Origin of the sequence: Blastopirellula retiformator, from assembly GCF_007859755.1 — a bacterium.
Taxonomy (GTDB): Bacteria; Planctomycetota; Planctomycetia; order Pirellulales; family Pirellulaceae; genus Blastopirellula; species Blastopirellula retiformator.
Window position 1 is genome coordinate 113,973 of record NZ_SJPF01000005.1, and the last position, 17,779, is coordinate 131,751.

General features: G+C 55.9%; 15 protein-coding genes. 10 read left to right on the forward strand and 5 right to left on the reverse strand.

Features of this window, described 5'->3' with window-relative positions; genetic code table 11:
* Positions 1-14: 14 nt before the first annotated feature.
* A complete protein-coding gene (locus tag Enr8_RS20520) occupies positions 15-263 on the reverse strand; it encodes a hypothetical protein (protein ID WP_146435276.1) in 249 nt (82 codons plus the stop codon).
* A gap of 18 nt (positions 264-281) precedes the next feature.
* Between Enr8_RS20520 and Enr8_RS20525 the strand changes: the two genes are divergently transcribed.
* Positions 282-614 (forward strand): hypothetical protein, encoded by a 333-nt coding sequence (locus Enr8_RS20525; protein WP_146435278.1) that lies wholly within the window; start codon positions 282-284, stop codon positions 612-614.
* Positions 615-675: 61 nt separating this feature from the next.
* Here Enr8_RS20525 and Enr8_RS20530 read toward each other — a convergent pair whose 3' ends face one another.
* Together Enr8_RS20530 and Enr8_RS20535 are read right to left on the reverse strand one after the other, a co-directional pair.
* Complete coding sequence (locus tag Enr8_RS20530; protein WP_146435280.1) at positions 676-1,284, reverse strand: hypothetical protein; 609 nt, start codon at positions 1,282-1,284, stop codon at positions 676-678.
* Positions 1,285-1,408: 124 nt separating this feature from the next.
* Positions 1,409-4,105, reverse strand: a complete 2,697-nt coding sequence (locus tag Enr8_RS20535; RefSeq protein ID WP_222434919.1) for a DEAD/DEAH box helicase — start codon at positions 4,103-4,105, stop codon at positions 1,409-1,411.
* 333 nt (positions 4,106-4,438) lie between these two features.
* Between Enr8_RS20535 and Enr8_RS20540 the strand changes: the two genes are divergently transcribed.
* On the forward strand, positions 4,439-4,942 hold the full coding sequence (locus Enr8_RS20540) for a DUF6933 domain-containing protein (RefSeq protein ID WP_146435282.1): 504 nt from the start codon (positions 4,439-4,441) through the stop codon (positions 4,940-4,942).
* A gap of 701 nt (positions 4,943-5,643) precedes the next feature.
* Here the strand turns inward: Enr8_RS20540 and Enr8_RS20545 are convergent.
* Positions 5,644-6,024 carry a helix-turn-helix transcriptional regulator gene (locus Enr8_RS20545; protein WP_146435284.1) on the reverse strand — a complete coding sequence of 127 codons (381 nt, stop codon included), beginning with the start codon at positions 6,022-6,024 and terminating at the stop codon, positions 5,644-5,646.
* Positions 6,025-6,404: 380 nt separating this feature from the next.
* Here Enr8_RS20545 and Enr8_RS20550 point away from each other — a divergent pair, with 380 nt between their 5' ends.
* The 7 genes from Enr8_RS20550 to Enr8_RS20580 all read left to right on the forward strand — a co-directional run bounded on the left by Enr8_RS20550 (position 6,405) and on the right by Enr8_RS20580 (position 15,969).
* Positions 6,405-7,901, forward strand: coding sequence for a proton-conducting transporter transmembrane domain-containing protein (locus Enr8_RS20550; RefSeq protein WP_186767766.1), 1,497 nt, complete (start codon positions 6,405-6,407; stop codon positions 7,899-7,901).
* A gap of 50 nt (positions 7,902-7,951) precedes the next feature.
* Positions 7,952-10,492 (forward strand): YbcC family protein, encoded by a 2,541-nt coding sequence (locus Enr8_RS20555; RefSeq protein ID WP_186767767.1) that lies wholly within the window; start codon positions 7,952-7,954, stop codon positions 10,490-10,492.
* A 191-nt stretch (positions 10,493-10,683) separates the two neighbouring features.
* On the forward strand, positions 10,684-11,637 hold the full coding sequence (gene cysD, locus Enr8_RS20560; RefSeq protein ID WP_146435290.1) for a sulfate adenylyltransferase subunit CysD: 954 nt from the start codon (positions 10,684-10,686) through the stop codon (positions 11,635-11,637).
* A gap of 116 nt (positions 11,638-11,753) precedes the next feature.
* Positions 11,754-13,640, forward strand: coding sequence for an adenylyl-sulfate kinase (gene cysC, locus Enr8_RS20565; RefSeq protein ID WP_222434920.1), 1,887 nt, complete (start codon positions 11,754-11,756; stop codon positions 13,638-13,640).
* Positions 13,641-13,691: 51 nt separating this feature from the next.
* A complete protein-coding gene (locus tag Enr8_RS20570) occupies positions 13,692-14,276 on the forward strand; it encodes a hypothetical protein (protein WP_146435294.1) in 585 nt (194 codons plus the stop codon).
* Complete coding sequence (gene purE / locus Enr8_RS20575) at positions 14,273-14,767, forward strand: 5-(carboxyamino)imidazole ribonucleotide mutase (RefSeq protein ID WP_146435296.1); 495 nt, start codon at positions 14,273-14,275, stop codon at positions 14,765-14,767. Before Enr8_RS20570 ends, purE begins: the two co-directional genes overlap by 4 nt.
* Entirely contained in the window at positions 14,764-15,969 is a 1,206-nt protein-coding gene (locus tag Enr8_RS20580) for a 5-(carboxyamino)imidazole ribonucleotide synthase (protein WP_146435298.1), read from the forward strand. The genes purE and Enr8_RS20580 overlap by 4 nt, the downstream gene beginning before the upstream one ends.
* On the opposite strand, the gene Enr8_RS20585 is transcribed toward Enr8_RS20580, so the two are convergent.
* A complete protein-coding gene (locus Enr8_RS20585; protein WP_146435300.1) occupies positions 15,952-16,482 on the reverse strand; it encodes an IS3 family transposase in 531 nt (176 codons plus the stop codon). The genes Enr8_RS20580 and Enr8_RS20585 overlap by 18 nt on opposite strands.
* A gap of 154 nt (positions 16,483-16,636) precedes the next feature.
* On the opposite strand from Enr8_RS20585, the gene Enr8_RS20590 reads away from it, so the two are divergent.
* Positions 16,637-17,698 carry an integrase core domain-containing protein gene (locus Enr8_RS20590; RefSeq protein WP_146435302.1) on the forward strand — a complete coding sequence of 354 codons (1,062 nt, stop codon included), beginning with the start codon at positions 16,637-16,639 and terminating at the stop codon, positions 17,696-17,698.
* The last annotated feature ends 81 nt before the right edge of the window (positions 17,699-17,779 follow it).

A 17,779-nucleotide genomic window follows, 5' to 3' on the forward strand; every position in this document is an offset into this window, starting at 1 on the left:
GCAGAATTTCGTGCTCAAACCGCCTCGTCGATGATTATTGCATGATATTGAATCGCCCCCAACGACCAGAAGAAGATTTGTAACAGCTGCTGACGGGCGATGCCGGAACTGCGGAAATAGCTGGCCAGGTCGAGGTCGAAGGTCAGGTGATCGGCAAACCGGCTGAGTTGTTGGTTGTATTTGCGCGGGACGATCTCCGCCATGCACTTGTGAAAGTCGAGCAGGGCGTTGCAGCAGACGAGCAACATGGCGTTGGGCGCCACCTCTTCGCCTTGGAGCGTGTGAATCGCCTGGCCAAAGTCGAATACATAAGTGACTTCGCTGGGAGCCGGGCCGATGGTCGCCGCTCCACCGTTGGAAGTGCGCAGCGCCTGATCGCCAAGGTCAGGATCGGCAAACAGCAGCGGAAGACCATCCAGGAGAATCGGCCGATCATCATCGACCGAGATGGTGTACAGCTGAGGAAGGTTGACCTGCTGGGCAAACGTAAAGCCGACGAGATAGAGTTGGGAACGCTGGTCATGGGATGTCTGTGCGAAGCTTCATTTGTTGTTTCTTATGCGGTGAAACCTGGCTCTTTGCGGTCGTTTGTTAATGCTGGGAGTGGTCCGTAGGGCTCGCTGTTAGATTTGTGAACGGTTGGAGTCTACCGACTCATTTTCTCGACGTTCTCGACTACCGCCCAGCCCGAACCGCTTGATCATCCGGCAAGGCTTGCCCTCGTTTCACGCCAGCGAAGAAAGCGGAACAAACCGCATAAACAACCAGCCCATAAATCGCCAGGACGCAGTTCAGCAGGCAACCTTGTACCAGCGTCGTTATGAGCGTCGCAGCGAACCGCATCGGTTCAATATCGTGATGGGTGATCGTCCGAAAGAGAAAGCTGGTGGCCGAGACCGCGACCAGGCCGCACCACAGATCGAAGAAGAAGCCGACCGGATAGAGGATCGAAATCGCCATTCGCGTACCGTAGGTGATCCGCATCGTCCACTTGATGGCTCGCTGCTGGCGGAGCCAATGATTGCGCGTCGCCACATCCAAAAACGTATAGCCGATGGCGAACAACAAGATGCCGGTCACCATCCCGCCAACCACGGCCGAAGTCTGATCCCGGGCAATCACCCAGCTGGGAATGGCGCTGATGCCGCAGACGAGAAACCAGCGAATCGCCGCTTTCGCAATCGCGACGCCCAGCGCGTCTGAAGCTGGCGGCCGCTCAGCATCGGCCGCCGGCGAAATCGCCGCTGGCGACTGAAACGGATTGTCAGGCTCAGGCTGCGACATGGCGGCTCGTTCGTCAATTAAGTCTTCGCCGAGCGAAGCTCCACGATCTCGAAACGCAGTTCGGCGAAGAACTCTGCGCCAACGCCTGGCAGGGAAAAGGGAGCGGTTACGATCTGAGAGAGGCCTACGCTTGGGCGACCAATAGTTTCGCCAGGGTTGCGGCGAGTTTTTCCAGGGCGCTGTCGTCAGGAAGCGTAAACCGGACTTGCAATCGCCCCGCCTCGTCACGATCGGCGCATTGAGCCAAACCAGATCGAATTTGCTGAGCGACTTGCGGATCAGCCGCCTGGCCGTTTTCGACCAGCTCGCCGACCAGGTTCATCGCAGCGCCCAGCAGTTCTCCGGCCGCGGCCGCGACTTTGTCGCGGCGACCGGCGACCTGTTTCGCCTCGGTTTCGACTGCGGTTTGCATCGAGACGTCGACCGGAGCGGCCGGTTTCTCGCCGAGCAGCTGTTCTAAGCGGCGTTTGAGTTCATCCATGCCGCTACGAAGTTCTACCTCACTCACTTCAGAGTCGACGTCCAGGGCGGCTAGTGCCAAGTCGTGCTTGGCCGAAAGGGTGGCCAGCATCCGCTCTTCAATCGTGTCTTCCGTCACCAGCAGATAGACTTGAACCGAACGCTTTTGCCCCATACGGTGTGCTCGGGCGACGCGTTGTTCCAGCACCGCCGGATTCCAGGGGAGATCGACGTTGATCACGGTGTTGGCGGCTTGAAGATTGAGGCCCGTGCTGCCGGCGTTGCTCATGATGATGGCCCGGCAATCGTCATCGTGCTGGAATCGATGCACCAATTGCTGCCGTTTCTTCTGCGGCACGCTGCCGTCGAGCCGTACGAAATCGATTCCGCATTTGTTTAGCAAATCCTCAATCAGCCCGAGCATCGTCGTCCATTCGCTGAACAAGACGATTTTTCGATCTTCCTCGGCCGCCAACTGTTCGAGCAGTTCGGCCAGGGTCGCCAGTTTGCTGCTATAGGCCGGCTCTTCTCTATTCACCAGGAAGGTGCTGTCGCACGCCATGCGGGCCATCAGCAAGAACTTTTGCAGGCGAATCAGGTCCATCTCGGTGAGGTACTTCTTGGCGGCGATTTTTGCGGCTTGCTGGACGTACTCCTCGCTCATGAAGAGCTGTTCTTTGGTCGGCTGAATGCGAACCACTTCGGTGGTGCGCTCCGGCAGATCGCGCATCACGCTGCCGCGCGTGCGCCGCAAAAGAATCGGCTTCAGCGTTTCTCGTAGTTCATCCAGATTTCGGTAGCCTTTGACTTTGCCCCGATCATCCACAATGCGATGTCGGTGCAGGAAGCGATAAGCGGGCCCCAGGCGCCGGTCATCGACAAAGCTGGCGACCGTAAAAAGCTCTTCCAGACGGTTTTCTAGCGGCGTGCCGGTCAGCACCAACGCGAAACGAGACTGGAGTGCGGTGATGATGCGCGAGGTTTTCGATTCCCAGTTTTTAATTCGCTGACCTTCGTCCAAGATGATCAGATCCCAGGCGACTCGTTCGACCGTTGGATGGTCGCGCAGGATTTGCTCGTAATTGCAGATGGTGAAAAAGGCGTCGCTAGCGTATTGCTCGGCCCGTTCGGCGCCTCGGCCGATTACCAGTTGGCTGCTGCGTCCACAGAATCGGTTGATTTCGTTTCGCCATTGGCTTTTTACGGACGCCGGGCAGATGACCAGCACCCGGCGAATGTCTGAGTGCTGGGCGAGCAACTCGGCGACGCCGATACCCTGGATCGTTTTACCCAGTCCCATGTCATCGGCCAGAATCGCTCGTCCTGCACCGACGGCGAAGGCGATGCCGTCCATTTGATAAGGGAGCAGTTCGGCGTTGAGAAGTTCCTTCCGCAGAGGATGACTGCCGGGATCTTTGCGGATTTCGGCTGCGATGTCGAACAACCGACGCTGCAACAGACCTTGTTCGATGAACTCTTCCGCATCAGGATAGACGTGGACCGAGTGCCCGGCTCGCTCCAGCTTTCGTATGACGGCGACGGCCTTGTCGACCTCGTCGAACGTGCGATCGCGCAGCGGCCCCAGAATTCGTTTGGCCTGGGCGTCGAGATGGTGCGGCAAGTTAAATCGCAGTCCCAACTCGGCGCCATAGTCGAGTCGTAGCGATAGATTCCGTCGCTTATAAGGTTGACGGAGCCGTCTCTGCGAGAACCGCTTCCTGATTTTGGTCTGCGCATGCAAGATATGTTTGCAGACGCCAAGATGATTCACTCGAAAGTCTGGGCAGCTGCAATACGATTGGCCCGGCTCAAAGCCGCGCAGCGACACGCGATACGATTTGCCCGATTGTCGGCTGGTGATGGTATAGTCGGCCCAAGGTTGCTCGGGATCGAGCGACTTGAGAGTCATCTTCTCCGATACGGCCCGCTGCTCTCGATCGGCCAGCGCGCGGCGAAACAACTCTTCTTCGGTTAAGTTCTCGATCGGTTCCGCCGGGTCTGGCGGCGCCGACAAGCCGAGCGACAGTTTTTCTTCCAGTACCATGCCGAGCGCCGCGGCGAGATGATCGCACTTGGTCTCGCAGGCGTCGCAGTGGAGATGGAGGCCGCTTGGCTTGTTGGTCTTTTCGACGATCGTTACGATCGGAGTGCCAGCGGAATGCTCCGCATCGGGGACATTCACACGCAACATGTCGCCGCCAAGATAGACGTCGCGCGCCAGCTCGATTTCAAATCGCCCACCGCGACGCAGACGGACATCGCCATCTTCGTCTCCCAGCAAGCGACAGGCGGCGCGATACGTAAGCTGGCCTAAGCGATCTCGAATACCAATCCGGCGGTTGCGGCGTCCACTTTTCGACACGGTCAGGCTCCATCCCTTGGAAAACGGAGAGTTCAACGTTGGGGGGCGTTGCGAAACCTACCATTCTCACCCTTTTCATCGTTCCAGCAAGCCAAGCACCCTGGGGGAGCGGCGAGAATACATCCCTGCGAAGAATTTTCAACCTCGCCACGCTCAGAGCGTAGCTCTTCGCGGCTCGCAAAATAGCTACTTACGTCGCTATTTAGGGATCGCATCCCTGCGATCACGCAGTCCGTCGAGAAAATCAACGGACCGCTATGCTTCCGCCAAGCGAAAAATGGTAGAATACCACCAAGCCTTACGAATGAATTTCTATCGCCGCAACTGCGTCCCATGATTGTTCGTCTGACCCAAAAGCTGGGCAAAAAAATCGACGCCTCACCAAAGAAGTCGTATCCGCTAGATGACAATCCGCTGGCGGATTGGAGTGCGCATCTATTTACGGTTTCTCGAACGCAATTCATCCTGGTCACGAACACCGCCACGCTCTACTCGGCGGTACTGTATGGGCGAGGCATACCGGATGGCGGGCGGTTTCTGGACGCAATGCTGAGTACGATTCGCGAGGTCTTGGATGATGACGGTCTGAGTATTGCGTACCAGAAGCTCATCGCCCCAGCGACGGCGACGGTGTACTTTTCGAAGGCGTTCAGCCGCTCGGTGACTGGCTCGATGAATGACCATATCATGGGGGCCAAGATCTATCTGGGTGAAGCCGATCTTTCGCCGCATGAAACGTCGTTTAAGTTGAACTGTACGCCACTGTCGGCGATCGATTATGAGAATCCAAGGAAGGTGATGCAGGCGCTTTGTGCCGATCGGGTTAACGAGCGATAGGGGGAGCGGGGAAAAGGAGGGGCGACGTGTGCCGCTATCGTCCGCGATAGTCTCTTTCGGCAGAGCCTCAGTTCGGCGCGATATCGCTTCGCCCGTGGGAAGTCAAAAAAATCGCACGGTGGTAGATTTCTGAAATCGGTCACAGTCGACATTGGCGCAGTCGCGAATCTTCTAGTCCAAACAGCCACGCTTCAATCTCTTCCTGGCCGGGTCAGAAAGAACGCCAGCCAAGGCCCGGGCTGACGCCGCGGACGATCAGCTCTTCGCGAGCAAGCGTGGTCAGATGCATCCTGTTTGCCTGCGACCAGATGGGCGGTGGATGACGAGCAGGCACAAAAAAAGCCTGGCGAAATCGCCAGGCTTTGGAAGGCTCCCCGTGCAAAATGCTATTCGTAACAGTTCTCTGTTTGTTCTGAGCGAGTAACTGGGTGGGCCAAAGGGATTTAGGAATTCAGAGTGCCTTGCGCCACAGCCGAGCTGGCCGAACAATTCTCGGAATTTTGGGAGGTTGGGAATACCAATACCTTCGTCGAGCGGTTTATCCAGACTGGGCAGGCGACCGTTACAAAACTGCCGTGACGCAAGGTCTTACCTACGCGAAATGGCGAATTACAGGTGTCTTTACGCTGGACTAATGGGGCGCACTTGCAAACGGAACAAGACGCATTCCCTCCGCGCAATTCTTGCAACGAGGATCGGCGTTATTTCGACACCAGTTTTAGCAAATCGCCGATATTTCGATGCGATTCAATCGGATGGCGAAGGCTACGGTCGAGAATGATCCGATAGGTGTTCTGTCGCCCGATTTTTTCCTTCACGAGGAAACCTTCTTCTTCCAGGTCGGCGATGATTCTTTGGACGGCGCGTTCGGTAATACCGACCTCCGTCGCCACATGCCGAAGCACCATGGTGGGATCGCGTGACAAGACGATTAGGACGTGGGAATGATTCGTCAGGAAAGTCCAGCGATTGACGGCAGGCGACGGCTCTGGGCTTTCCGCCTCTTTGACTGCTTTCGCTGGCGAAGGCTCACGGCTTGCTGCCGGAGCCTTTTTTCCACTTTTTTTTTCCGTCGCGTTCATTTGCGTATTGCGAAGACAGGGTCCTGCCCCAGGGCGTGAGGCTCAAGCCGTAAACCGAGTGCCCATAACGCTTTATTCTAGCTTTCGAGTCGGGAAGTCGCAATCCGGAATATTCTTTCCGGACTCTCGAGACGCATTTCAACTCAAGCCGTCCGCAGAATTTACCGAATTTAAAGGCGACGCACGATTGACGATAAAAATGTCGCGTATTAAATTTCACGAACTTGGTTTTGCGTGTTCGCGAATTCTCGAAACTCTTGGAATGGTGGCGTTCAATGGGATGTTATTCTGCGATCCTGACCTCAGCGATCTTGCTGCTGATAACGCCGGGGCTAATTCCGAGCGGCTGGGCGAATCGGCATGCCGTCGCTATGCGGCGAATGGCGATCTTTCTCGCAGCTACCTCGTTCACCTTGATTGTCTGCGGAGTAGCTCTGCTGCTCAAGTTTGGGCCCATGGAGAGGAACGCAGCGATCGAGTCGTCGACCAGTTTGCTGGGGAGCGGGTTCTATTGGGACGCGCTTTCGGCAACGATGGCGCTGCTGATTGGAGCGGTTGGCTGGACCATCCTCGGGTTCGCCTGTCGCAACTTGGATGGCGAGGCGACTCAGGGGAGATTTCTTCGCTGGACCCTATTTACTCTCGGCTCCGTTCTCATGCTCGTGGTCTCGGGCAATCTTCTTGTGGTGCTGTTCGCCTGGACCCTCACGAGCTTTGGCCTCCATCAACTGCTGCGACACTACGGCGACCGAAATTGGGCGGTCTGGACTGCTCGAAAGAAGTTCGTGATCAGCCGTCTCGGAGACCTGTTTCTGCTCGCAGCGATTTGGCTCACTTATCACGAGTTCGGTAGCTTTGGCTTCGCCGAAATCTTCGCATCCGCCGACCACGCCCGACGGATGGGAGACGCAACCTGGAGCATCACGATCATCAGTACGCTTTACGTATTGGGAGCGATGACGAAATCAGCGCAGTTTCCGTTCCATACCTGGCTGCCGGATACGCTTGAGACCCCGACGGCGGTTTCGGCCCTGATGCATGCGGGAATTATCAATGCTGGCGGGTTCCTGATCATTCGACTCAGTCCCGTCGTATCGCTGTCGCCGGTCGCGCTTGGGTTTCTGGCGTTCGTCGGCGGTTTCACCGCACTTCTAGGAGGCGTAATGATGCTGACGCAGTCCAGTATAAAACGTCAACTGGCTTACAGCACGATCGCTCAAATGGGCTTCATGATGCTGCAGTGCGGTCTCGGCGCGTTTTCGACAGCAATGCTGCACCTCGTCGCCCACTCAATTTACAAGGCCTATGCGTTTCTACGCTCCGGCAGCGCTCTCGAAGAGGCTGGGCGAACGGACCCGAAACTGTTGACCGACAGAAAGCTCTCCTTCCGTCTCGCCGCTACCGCGGGCGCTATCTTGGTGAGCGCCGTCATTTGCACGGCGATCGCCTGGTTGTTCCAACTGGATCTGACTCAAAAGAGCGGCGGCCTAGTGCTGGGAATCGTCCTGGTGCTGGCCTTGGCGACCTTACTGGTGCGGAGCTTCGCTACCGGATCGATGCAAATTTCATTGCAGTCGGTAGGAATCGCGACGCTCGTCGCCGGATGCTATTTCGCCGCGTTTATTGCGATGAACGCCTGGTTGGGGACTTCCGTCGCACATCCGTCGCCTGGAGATACGCTTACTCAGGCGTTCTCGATCGTTCCTCTTTCCATCGGCTTTGTCGGCTTGTTCGCACTGGAATCGATTCTTTCCTGGACGGAGCGAAATCGAATGCTGCAGATATTCTACGTGCACTCATTAAACGGCTTTTACCTCGACATTCCAGCTCGACGGCTGACAGGAATTTTCTGGGCGCGGTTCAATCCGGTCCCGTAATTCGACCAGCGATACGAAGCAAATCACATTCACGAAAAGGGATAGGTGCGATGGAAATGACCTTGAATGCGTCGTTAGGCGGAACGCGATCGAGCGAATCGATTTCGCAGCAAGTTGCGAATTCTCGCGCTCCCCATCTCAGCAGCCTATTGGCGGACGTCGAGAAAATGACGCCGCCGCTCTGGTCGCTGGCGGATTACGTGGCGGTCAATCCGTTTCTCGGACTCAGCGAAGAAAAGTTTCTGACCGCGCGGCGAATGATGGCGGAAGTGCGAGATTGCGAACTCCTACCTTCCATGGATACTTTTCGGAAACAGTTTCGAGAGAATGGATTCGAGCGGACTGATCTCGAACAGGCGCTAAAGCAAGCCGCACACGAATACCCAGAGTGGTATCAGCAGATCGATCTCGCCGAGATTGAAGTCATTCTGAACGGCAATGCCTCGCCAACGGAGGCCCCTGAACGAACCGCTTGGACAATTGCGGAACTTATTGATCAAAGTGAGGGGTCTGACTGGAACAGCCATATCATTAACGACATTTCTCGTAACGTCGCCAGCTACTTCGACCAAGGACAGGCGTCATGGACGAATCCCTGGAAAAGTGAGTCGCTGTTCACTGCCTGGCGAAACTCCGCCACGATAAGTCGACGCATGGAAATGTTAGGCGTCGCAGATTTTCGTCAGTTCGTCAAAGGGTTGCCCGCGAAGCCGAGCGAGGCGATTCTGCAACTTCTGACTCGACTGGGGGCGGCCCCTGCCCGATGGCGATGCGTGTTGTTGAGTGAGATCTTCTCTGTCGCAGGCTGGGCCTCGTTCATCAAAAACCAAGGGGGAAGTCGTCGACACGAGTCTCACGGCGAAGGCGATTTGATTGGGTTGTTGGCGATTCGCCTCGCTTATGACGCGGCCTTAGTTGAGCGTCAATTGCCAGCTGCGGCTTCAGCTTCGTACCACAGCGAGCGATGGAAGCATTTGTTGGAGCGTTCGGATTTGAGCCCCAACGCGCCCAGCGCTCCGGTCCTCGCCAGATACGTTTGCCAAACTGCCGTCGAGATAGCTTTCCGACGAAGACTTTGCGGGCAGCTGTCCGACGGGGAAAAGTCTCAAAGCGTTGCGACTCGCAAAGCGGCGCAGTTTGTCTTCTGCATCGACGTCCGTTCGGAAGTAATGCGACGCAATCTTGAGAAGGCTGCGGAAAACGTGGAATCGTTCGGCTTCGCAGGCTTCTTCGGGATTCCGATGCAGTACGTTTCGCTGGGTGGAGGAAAGGGCTCTGCTCAGTGCCCCGTGCTCCTTCAGCCCACATTCTCCGTCCACGAGATCGAATCGGGGGCGTCGGAAGCCGAACAGGCGGCGGACGGTCGACGACGGCTGGCGGCTAAGAATCAACGTGCGATTTGGAAGTCTTTTCAGTCTTCCGCCGCGTCCTGCTTCAGCTTTGTCGAAACGGTAGGAGCGTTCTTCGTAGCGAAGTTGCTGAAGGACTCGCTGAATTCGTTGCGGTTCTTCGCTTCCAGCAAATTCGCGACCGATGGACGGCTTACGCGTACTCAAAGTGGAGACGGCACATCGATCGAATTCGACTCGGAATTCTCGATCGAGAAGCGGTGCAGCATTGCGGAGAACGTTCTGCGAAACCTGGGGCTCACCGACAACTTCGCGCGGATCGTGGCATTTTGCGGTCATGGGGCCGAAGTCACGAATAATCCTTATCACGCTGGACTCGATTGTGGAGCGTGCGGCGGGCATTCCGGAGCGCCCAATGCTCGCGTCGCCACGAGGCTGTTGAATGACGACGTGGTTCGTCAGTACCTGCGCCTCCGTGGAATCGTCATCCCCGAGGATACCTGGTTTGTTCCGGCGTTGCACAAGACCACCACGGACGAGATTCAAATCCTCGACGTCGATCTGCTGCCGGATACTCATCGAGAGGAGTTGACGCAATTGCAGGAATCGATGCGAACCGCCAGCCAACTATGCCGCGAAGAACGGAGCGGTCGGATGGACGCATCTTCGCCGCAGGACCTAATCCGCCGCAGCCAAGACTGGGCGGAAACGAGACCTGAGTGGGGCCTGGCGGGCAACGCTGCATTTGTCATCGCGCCCCGCTGGCGAACCGCAGGTATTGATTTGGGCGGCCGAATCTTTATGCACAGCTATGACCCGGAGCGGGATGTCGAGGGAAAAGTCTTGGAGCTAATCCTGACCGCGCCAACGGTCGTCGCTAGCTGGATCAATCTTCAGTATTACGCCTCCACGGTCGACAACCAGGCGTTTGGAAGCGGCAATAAATTGCTTCACAACGTCGTCGGCAAGTTCGGCGTCTTCGAGGGGAACGGAGGCGATTTGAAGACCGGACTTCCCTGGCAGTCGGTACACGACGGATCCAAGCTTCAACATCAACCGCAAAGACTGCTCGTCCTCGTCGATGCGCCGCGAGAGCGGGTGGAAACGATTCTGCAGAACCATACGGGAGTACGGGATTTGGTCAGCAATGGCTGGGTGTCGCTCGTCGTGATGGAAAACGATGGCTACTACCGCTGGACGGAATCGCACGCTTGGCAGATCTGTCCGCCGACCGAGTGTTAACAGTCCGTTGATTTTCTCGACGGACTGGTGATCGCATGGATGCGATCCCAAAATAGCGACGTAAGTCGTTATTTTGCGAGCCGCGAAGAGCTACGCTCTGAGCCTGGCGAGGTTGGAAAATGCCACGATGGCATTTTTCAACAGGCAGTTAAGCCTGGCATTAAACGACTTTTTGGCGATCGGGAAACGCTATGACCAATACCTTGCGAGAAGTGACGGAACACGACGCCACAGAGAGCGTCTTGCCGAAAACCCACCTCCGGCAACTGGAGGCGGAGAGCATTTACATCATGCGGGAAATGGCGGAAGAGTTTGAAAACCCTGTTCTGCTCTACTCCATCGGCAAAGACTCGAGCGTCCTGCTCCATCTGGCCAGGAAGGCTTTCTTTCCCGAGAAGCCGCCGTTTCCGCTCCTGCACATCGACTCCACCTGGGAATTTCGGGAAATGATCGAGTTTCGCGAAAACTATGTGCGGAGTGAACTTGGTTTGGACGTATTGGTGGAGATCAATCAGGAAGGAGTTCGAGATCAGGTCAATCCCTTCGACCACGACGGTCGCATCTACACCGAAGTGATGCGAACGAAGCCTCTCAAGCAAGCCCTGACTCGGTATCGCTTTGATGCGGCGCTGGGAGGAGGGCGGCGCGAGGAGGAGCGTTCGCGGGCAAAGGAGCGGGTCTTCTCGTTTCGCGACCGCAATCATCGTTGGGACCCCAAGAATCAGCGTCCTGAGCTATGGAACCTTTACAACACTTGGATTCATCGTGGCGAAAGCATGCGAGTCTTTCCATTGTCCGACTGGACGGAACTCGATATCTGGCAATATATCCAGCTGGAGCAGATCCGCCTGGCGCCCCTCTATTTTGCGAAATCACGTCCTGTCGTCGAACGTGATGGAAGTCTCATCATGGTCGATGATGAGCGAATGCGATTGGCTCCGGGGGAAGAGCCGACGTATCGAAACGTCCGTTTTCGCACGTTGGGGTGTTACCCCGTAACGGGAGCGACCCTCTCAAACGCCGCTTCGGTCGCTGAGATTGTCGACGAGCTGCGGTTAACGCGAGATTCCGAACGAAACGGTCGAGCGGTCGATCGCGAAGAAGAGGCGGCGATGGAACGAAAGAAACGCGACGGTTATTTCTAGCGCCAAGTGCCCGCTCCGCTAAGTCGACGGTTTACGGAATTGTTCAACTGAGAATGCGTATGTTCCCATCTAGCGAAACCCTGGATTTGCTGCAGACTTCCCAGAATAGCTCGGCATTGACGTCAACGCGTACGCTGCTTCGCTTTATCACTTGCGGCAGCGTCGATGACGGCAAGAGTACGCTTATCGGACGGCTGCTGCTGGATTGCGGCGCCGTCTTCGATGATCAAATTGAATCGCTTAGGAGCGAATCCAAACGTTTCGGATCGACGAGCGAGGATATCGATCCAGCGTTGCTGGTTGACGGTCTCGAGGATGAGCGGGCTCAAGGAATTACGATCGACATCGCCTATCGCTACTTTCAAACGTCCCAGCGAAAATTCATCATCGCCGATTGCCCAGGGCATGAACAATACACCCGTAACATGGCGACGGCGGCGTCCAAAGCGGAGGCGGCGGTATTGGTTGTCGACGCGCGAAAAGGGTTACTGACCCAGACGCGTCGACATGCCGCCATCGCCTCGCTGATGGGCGTCCGAAAACTGATTCTGGCGATCAACAAGATGGACTTGGTTGGATGCGACCAGAAAGTCTTTGACGGCATTCGAGAGCAATTCGAGGCGGCCATCAGTAAGCTGACTGGCGCCTCGATCATCGCCATTCCGGTTTCCGGACTGCGCGGCGATAACGTCGTTAAATCGAGTCAAAACATGCCGTGGTACGACGGCGTCACCCTCTTACAGGCCCTGGAAGAGTGCCCGGCGAATTCCGAGCGGAACGACGCCCCTTTGCGGTTTGCCGTGCAACGCGTCACGCGGCCAGATTCGGAGTTCCGAGGTTACAGCGGATCCGTTTTTTCGGGAACGCTACGAGTTGGCGACGCAGTTCAAGTCGTTCCAGGGGGGCAGATGAGTCGCGTTCGTTCGATTGTCACGTTTCTCGGTCAGCAGACCGCTGCTGTAGAGGGCGAAGCGGTCACCTTGACGCTGGAGGACGAGATCGATATTTCGCGAGGGGATTGGCTCGTTCATCCCACCTCGCCTCCCCAAGTGAGTCATTATTTTGATGCGCACTTGATTTGGATGTCGCAAGAGGCGCTGGCGCCGGGCAAATCGTATTGGTTGAAACAATCAACCCTTCGCACCAGCGCTGAAGTGGAAGACGTCTTCTCCCGTCTCGACTTCAATACGAGCGAAAGCATCCCAGTCAATACGCTCCAGCTTAATGACATTGGGCGCTGTAGAATCCACGCCCATCGTCCGATCCCCTATGACCCTTACTGCGAAAATCGAAAGACTGGCTCGTTTATTCTGGTCGATCGCGTCTCGCACGAAACCGTGGCGGGAGGGTTAATCCTACCTAGCGAAGGAGACTCCTTCGCAAGCGGCGCAGACAAGCGTCGCAGAAATGGCCAGGGCTTAACCTTGACCGCCAGCCGCGTATCGCAAGTGTCACGCCGACGACGCTCGGGGCATGACGTGGCGACCGTGCTGCTCAGCGGTCTCAGCGGTTCGGGAAAGACGACGATTGCGTACGAACTGGAACAGCGCTTGTTTTCCAAAGGGATGGGGGTCGCGGTGCTCGATGGCGAGAACTTGCGATTCGGGATCTGCCGCGACTTGGGGTTCTCAGCGGAAGAACGCTCCGAGAATCTGCGGCGCGCCGCAGAAATCGCGAGAATTCTAAATGACGCTGGCGTGGTCTGTTTGGCCGCATTCGTGGCGCCAGAAGAGCGTACGCGATCCCAAGCCAAGGAACTGATCGGTCCGCAGAGATTCTTGCATGTTCATTTAAAGTCCACCGTCGAAACTTGTCGTCAGCGCGACTCTTCGGGACGCTACGCCGCTGCGGAACGTGGAGTAATCCGTAACTTTCCCGGCGTAACAAGCCCGTATCTGGAGCCTACGGACGCCGATTTGATTGTCCCAACGGACGTTTGGACGTGGGAACAGTGCGTTGACGAGATTGAACGTTGGATCTTAGCGCGAATCGACGTTACCTAACCGAACGACAAGTTTGAAATTTTCTCAGCAAGTCTAACTAGGACGAAAGGCATGATTCACGAAACCAGAGGTCCGGGCTACTTCATGATGCAAGACTTGGAGCGACAGTACGACCAGTTGGCGGGACGCAGAGGTGCGCTCCGACTTTGGATCGCATCGTCCGATCCGGCAATCGACCGTGCGATGGAACGAGTCGGCGACTCTTTCGCAAACCTGGTCTTGCGAGTGCCGACCGAGCATCTGATGAAGGCGCCCGTCGATGGATCTCCGGTCTTAAGAGTACTCGACTTTTCGATTGAGCGATTCAGGCTCCGCGGAATCGTCGTTTGTGGGCACGCATCAGAAGACGTAATTTCGACGCGTTCGCAAGTTCCAAGGCCCGATTTCGCTGGGGCTTCCGGCGATAAACTGCTTCAAGGCGCTCGCGAACGAATGGCGAAAAATCGCTTGTGGAAGAGCCGCACCTTGAATTATGCCGCTGCCCTAAAGAACTCTAGGCTCATTACCGAACGGCGGGAGCGAGACCTTCTTGAAGTCACGACTGTTTTCTACCTGAAAGAGACTGGCGTCTTTAGCGTTTACAAAGACGCGAGCAAAGAATTTGAGGCAAACTTCGGGGAGACAATATTCCAATGAATGACGTTTTGAAGCCGCGAGTAGGTGTTGTCATGGGAAGTCGGTCCGACTGGGAAACGATGCGACGTGCGGTAGAAGTTCTCGAGCATTTTCGGATTCCGCACGAATGTCGCGTCGTTTCCGCGCACCGAACTCCGCAGTGGATGTTTGAGTATGGGGAGTCCGCGGAAAGGCGCGGCTTGAGAGTTATCATCGCCGGCGCTGGAGGGGCTGCTCACTTACCCGGGATGTTGTCGTCATTAACAATGTTGCCCGTACTTGCGGTACCGGTCCAATCGAGGGCTTTGTCAGGCTTGGATTCATTGCTATCGATCGTACAAATGCCCGGCGGCGTTCCCGTAGCGACATTCGCAATTGGTGAAGCGGGGGCAAAAAACGCCGGGCTGATGGCCGTGCGGATTCTATCGAACAATCATCCGGAACTCCGCTCACGTCTGAGAGACTTCGTGAAAGCGGAAGAACTCAAAGTAATGGAGACTTCAGTATTATGACGCCGATCATTTCCCCCGGCGCAACAATCGGGGTCTTAGGAAGCGGTCAGTTAGGTCGAATGTTTACGCTGGCCGCTCGCCGCCTTGGCTATCATGTACACGTGTTTTCGCCCAGCAAGAATACCCCGGCAGGCCAATTGGCGGACTTGGAAATTCAAGCCCCGTATGATGACTTTGAAGCGATTGAAAGCTTTGCCCGGCATGTCGACGTCGTTACCATCGAGTTTGAAAACGTCAACGTTGAAGCAATTGAAGTCATTCAACGTTTCGTTCCAGTGCGCCCCGGCTGTCGAGTCTTGAGAACGACGCAACGACGAGACAATGAAAAAGCGTTTTTAGCCGGAATCGGCGTTCCCGTCGCCCCCTACGCGTCGATTCGCAATCTCGCGGAATTGCAATCGACTTCCCCGGAACTTTTTCCTGGGATCCTCAAGACCGCTGGCTGGGGATATGACGGCAAAGGACAAGTACGATTATCATCAATCGCGGACGCGCAGTTAGGCTGGCGGTCGCTCGGCGTTCAAGCTGCGGTATTGGAGAAACTGATCGACTTCGCGTTGGAGTTCTCAGTAATTGTCGCTCGCGGAGCCAATGGCGAGATGGCTCACTACGATCCGATCCTGAATCGCCATGAAAACCACATTCTCAGCGTATCAGTTTCTCCTAGCGGATTGACTCTGAAGATCGTGAAAGAAGCGGTCGAAATTGCTCACTCGATCGCAGAACAATTGGATGTCGTCGGAGTGCTTTGCGTCGAGTTCTTTCTCACCAAAGACGCGAGGGTGATCGTCAATGAACTGGCGCCGCGTCCACACAATTCTGGCCACTTGACGATTGAGGCGCATGCGACCTGTCAATTTGAACAACAAGTCCGAGCCGTTTGCGGATTGCCTCTAGGGAGCACGGCGCAACTCCGGCCGGCGGCGATGGCTAATCTGCTGGGAGATTTGTGGATGGATGGAGAACCGCGATGGGAAGTTATGCATTTGATGAAGAACGTAAAGGTTCATCTGTACGGTAAATCCGAGTGGCGCGAGGGAAGAAAAATGGGGCACCTTACGGCTCAAGCTGAGAGCGCGACCGCTGCAGAGGAATTAGTCAGCATAGCGCGCCAATCTTTGGTGAGCAGGCGAAATGAAAGTTGCCCCAGCCCAGGACTGGTGGACGCTGAAGGTTCGATAATTTTACGCGGTCAGGCCTGAATTGCGCCGAGCCTCGAACTCGTTCGGCGTTAGGTAGCCGAGCGTTTGGTGAATTCGCTCGTTGTTGTGGAACGTTTCAATGTAGCGGAAGACGCTGAGCCGCGCTTCCTCGATATCTGCGAACTCTTCAACCTTCGTCCATTCGTGTTTCAGCGACCAGAAAAATCGCTCCATCACGGCGTTGTCGTAACAGCAACCGGTGCGGCTCATCGAGCAGGTGATTCCCAATGTTCGCAACGTCTGCTGATACTCGTCGCTCGTGTACTGACAGCCGCGGTCGCTGTGATGCAACAGCCGCTGCGTATCGGGCCTCCGCAACTCAATCGCTTGACGCAGCGCGGCGCTAACCAGCGATGTCGCCAGGCTGGTCGACAGTTCCCACCTCCCCGTGCAAAACCCTCTTCGTGAAAAGTTCTCTACTGCCCAAATGACGGAAAGCGAACGGTTGCAATAGGTTACGAATTCCGAGTCCTTTTCGGTCCCTTCGGAGCGAACCGAACCCTTTACGAACAGAGAACTTTTGCCATGACCCGACTAGGCGTTACGACCAGCGATCGAATCACAATGAAATGAATCGTACGGGAATTTTGAGCAGTGCCGAGCGTGCTGCGGGGTGCAGAAAAGAAGATATCTCCAGTATCATCAACGACTTCGGCATCTTAGCACGATGAAGAACATTTACCACCAATTGCTGCTCCTGATCGCCGGATCGACCCAAAAAGAGCTGGCTGCTCAGATCCGATATCTCAAGGTCGAGAATGAGGTGCTGCGGTCCAAATTGCCGAGACGGATCTCGGTCACCGCTCAAGAGAAGAACCGGCTGGTCAAGTTTGGAGCGAAGCTGGGGCAGGCGGTTCACGAGATCGTCACCATTGTGGGGCCAAGTACAATTCTCCGTTGGATTCGCGAATCGAAGAAGCCGGGCGGCGTCAAGCAAGTTCGAAAAGGACGCCCCCGAACCAAAGAGGAAATCCGCGAACTCATTCTCCGTTTCGCCCGTGAAAACGACTGGGGGTACACGCGGATCATGGGTGAACTGAAGAAGCTCGGCATCAAGCCGCCGTCACGCAACACGGTCAAAAACATTTTGAAAGAGAATGGGCTCGAGCCAGGTCCCAATCGCGGGGAAGGAACGTGGGACGAGTTCCTCAAGATGCATGCGGCGACGCTCTGGCAATGCGACTTCTATTCGAAGAAGGTGCTGACGCTGAAGGGCTGGCGGGATCTGTATTTGCTGATTTTCCTGCATGTCGAATCCCGCCAGGTCTACATCGCGCCGTCAACGTTTCATCCCAATGAAGAGTGGGCCATGCAGCAAGCTGAAGCGTTCCTGGAGCACGTGAAGTCAGTTGACCTACCCATCGACACCTTGATGCATGATCGGGATAAGAAGCTCACGGCCAAGGTTGACGCCACGTTCCAGGCCGCGGACATTCGGGTCGTGAAATCGGCCTACCGATCACCTAACACCAACGCCTTCGTCGAACGGTTCATCCAGACGCTGCAGCGCGAATGCCTGGATCATTTTGTGGTGTTTGGCGAGCAGCATATGGACTACTTGGTGAAAGAATTTGTCGGTTTCTATCACGCGGAACGGCCGCATCAGGGAAAGGAAAATGAACTGCTGACGCCCGGAGAGCCGCAGCCCGATGTGCTATCGATCGGTTCTATCACCTGTCACGAACGACTGGGCGGTGTGCTGAAACACTATCATCGTCAGGCGGCGTGAAGTTGTTCGCCACATTCTCTTCTTCTTCGACCGTCAATCTTCCAACGGTAATCGCTCTTCTGCGCTCATGCTCCAACAAAT

Bases quoted from the DNA above. Each gene is read 5' to 3' on its own strand.
- Enr8_RS20530 (WP_146435280.1), bottom strand. From the start codon at position 1,284: ATGTCGCAGCCTGAGCCTGACAATCCGTTTCAGTCGCCAGCGGCGATT.
- Enr8_RS20540 (WP_146435282.1), top strand. From the start codon at position 4,439: ATGATTGTTCGTCTGACCCAAAAGCTGGGCAAAAAAATCGACGCCTCA.
- Enr8_RS20545 (WP_146435284.1), bottom strand. From the start codon at position 6,024: ATGAACGCGACGGAAAAAAAAAGTGGAAAAAAGGCTCCGGCAGCAAGC.
- Enr8_RS20550 (WP_186767766.1), top strand. From the start codon at position 6,405: ATGGCGATCTTTCTCGCAGCTACCTCGTTCACCTTGATTGTCTGCGGA.
- Enr8_RS20555 (WP_186767767.1), top strand. From the start codon at position 7,952: ATGGAAATGACCTTGAATGCGTCGTTAGGCGGAACGCGATCGAGCGAA.
- cysD (WP_146435290.1), top strand. From the start codon at position 10,684: ATGACCAATACCTTGCGAGAAGTGACGGAACACGACGCCACAGAGAGC.
- Enr8_RS20570 (WP_146435294.1), top strand. From the start codon at position 13,692: ATGATTCACGAAACCAGAGGTCCGGGCTACTTCATGATGCAAGACTTG.
- purE (WP_146435296.1), top strand. From the start codon at position 14,273: ATGAATGACGTTTTGAAGCCGCGAGTAGGTGTTGTCATGGGAAGTCGG.
- Enr8_RS20580 (WP_146435298.1), top strand. From the start codon at position 14,764: ATGACGCCGATCATTTCCCCCGGCGCAACAATCGGGGTCTTAGGAAGC.
- Enr8_RS20590 (WP_146435302.1), top strand. From the start codon at position 16,637: ATGAAGAACATTTACCACCAATTGCTGCTCCTGATCGCCGGATCGACC.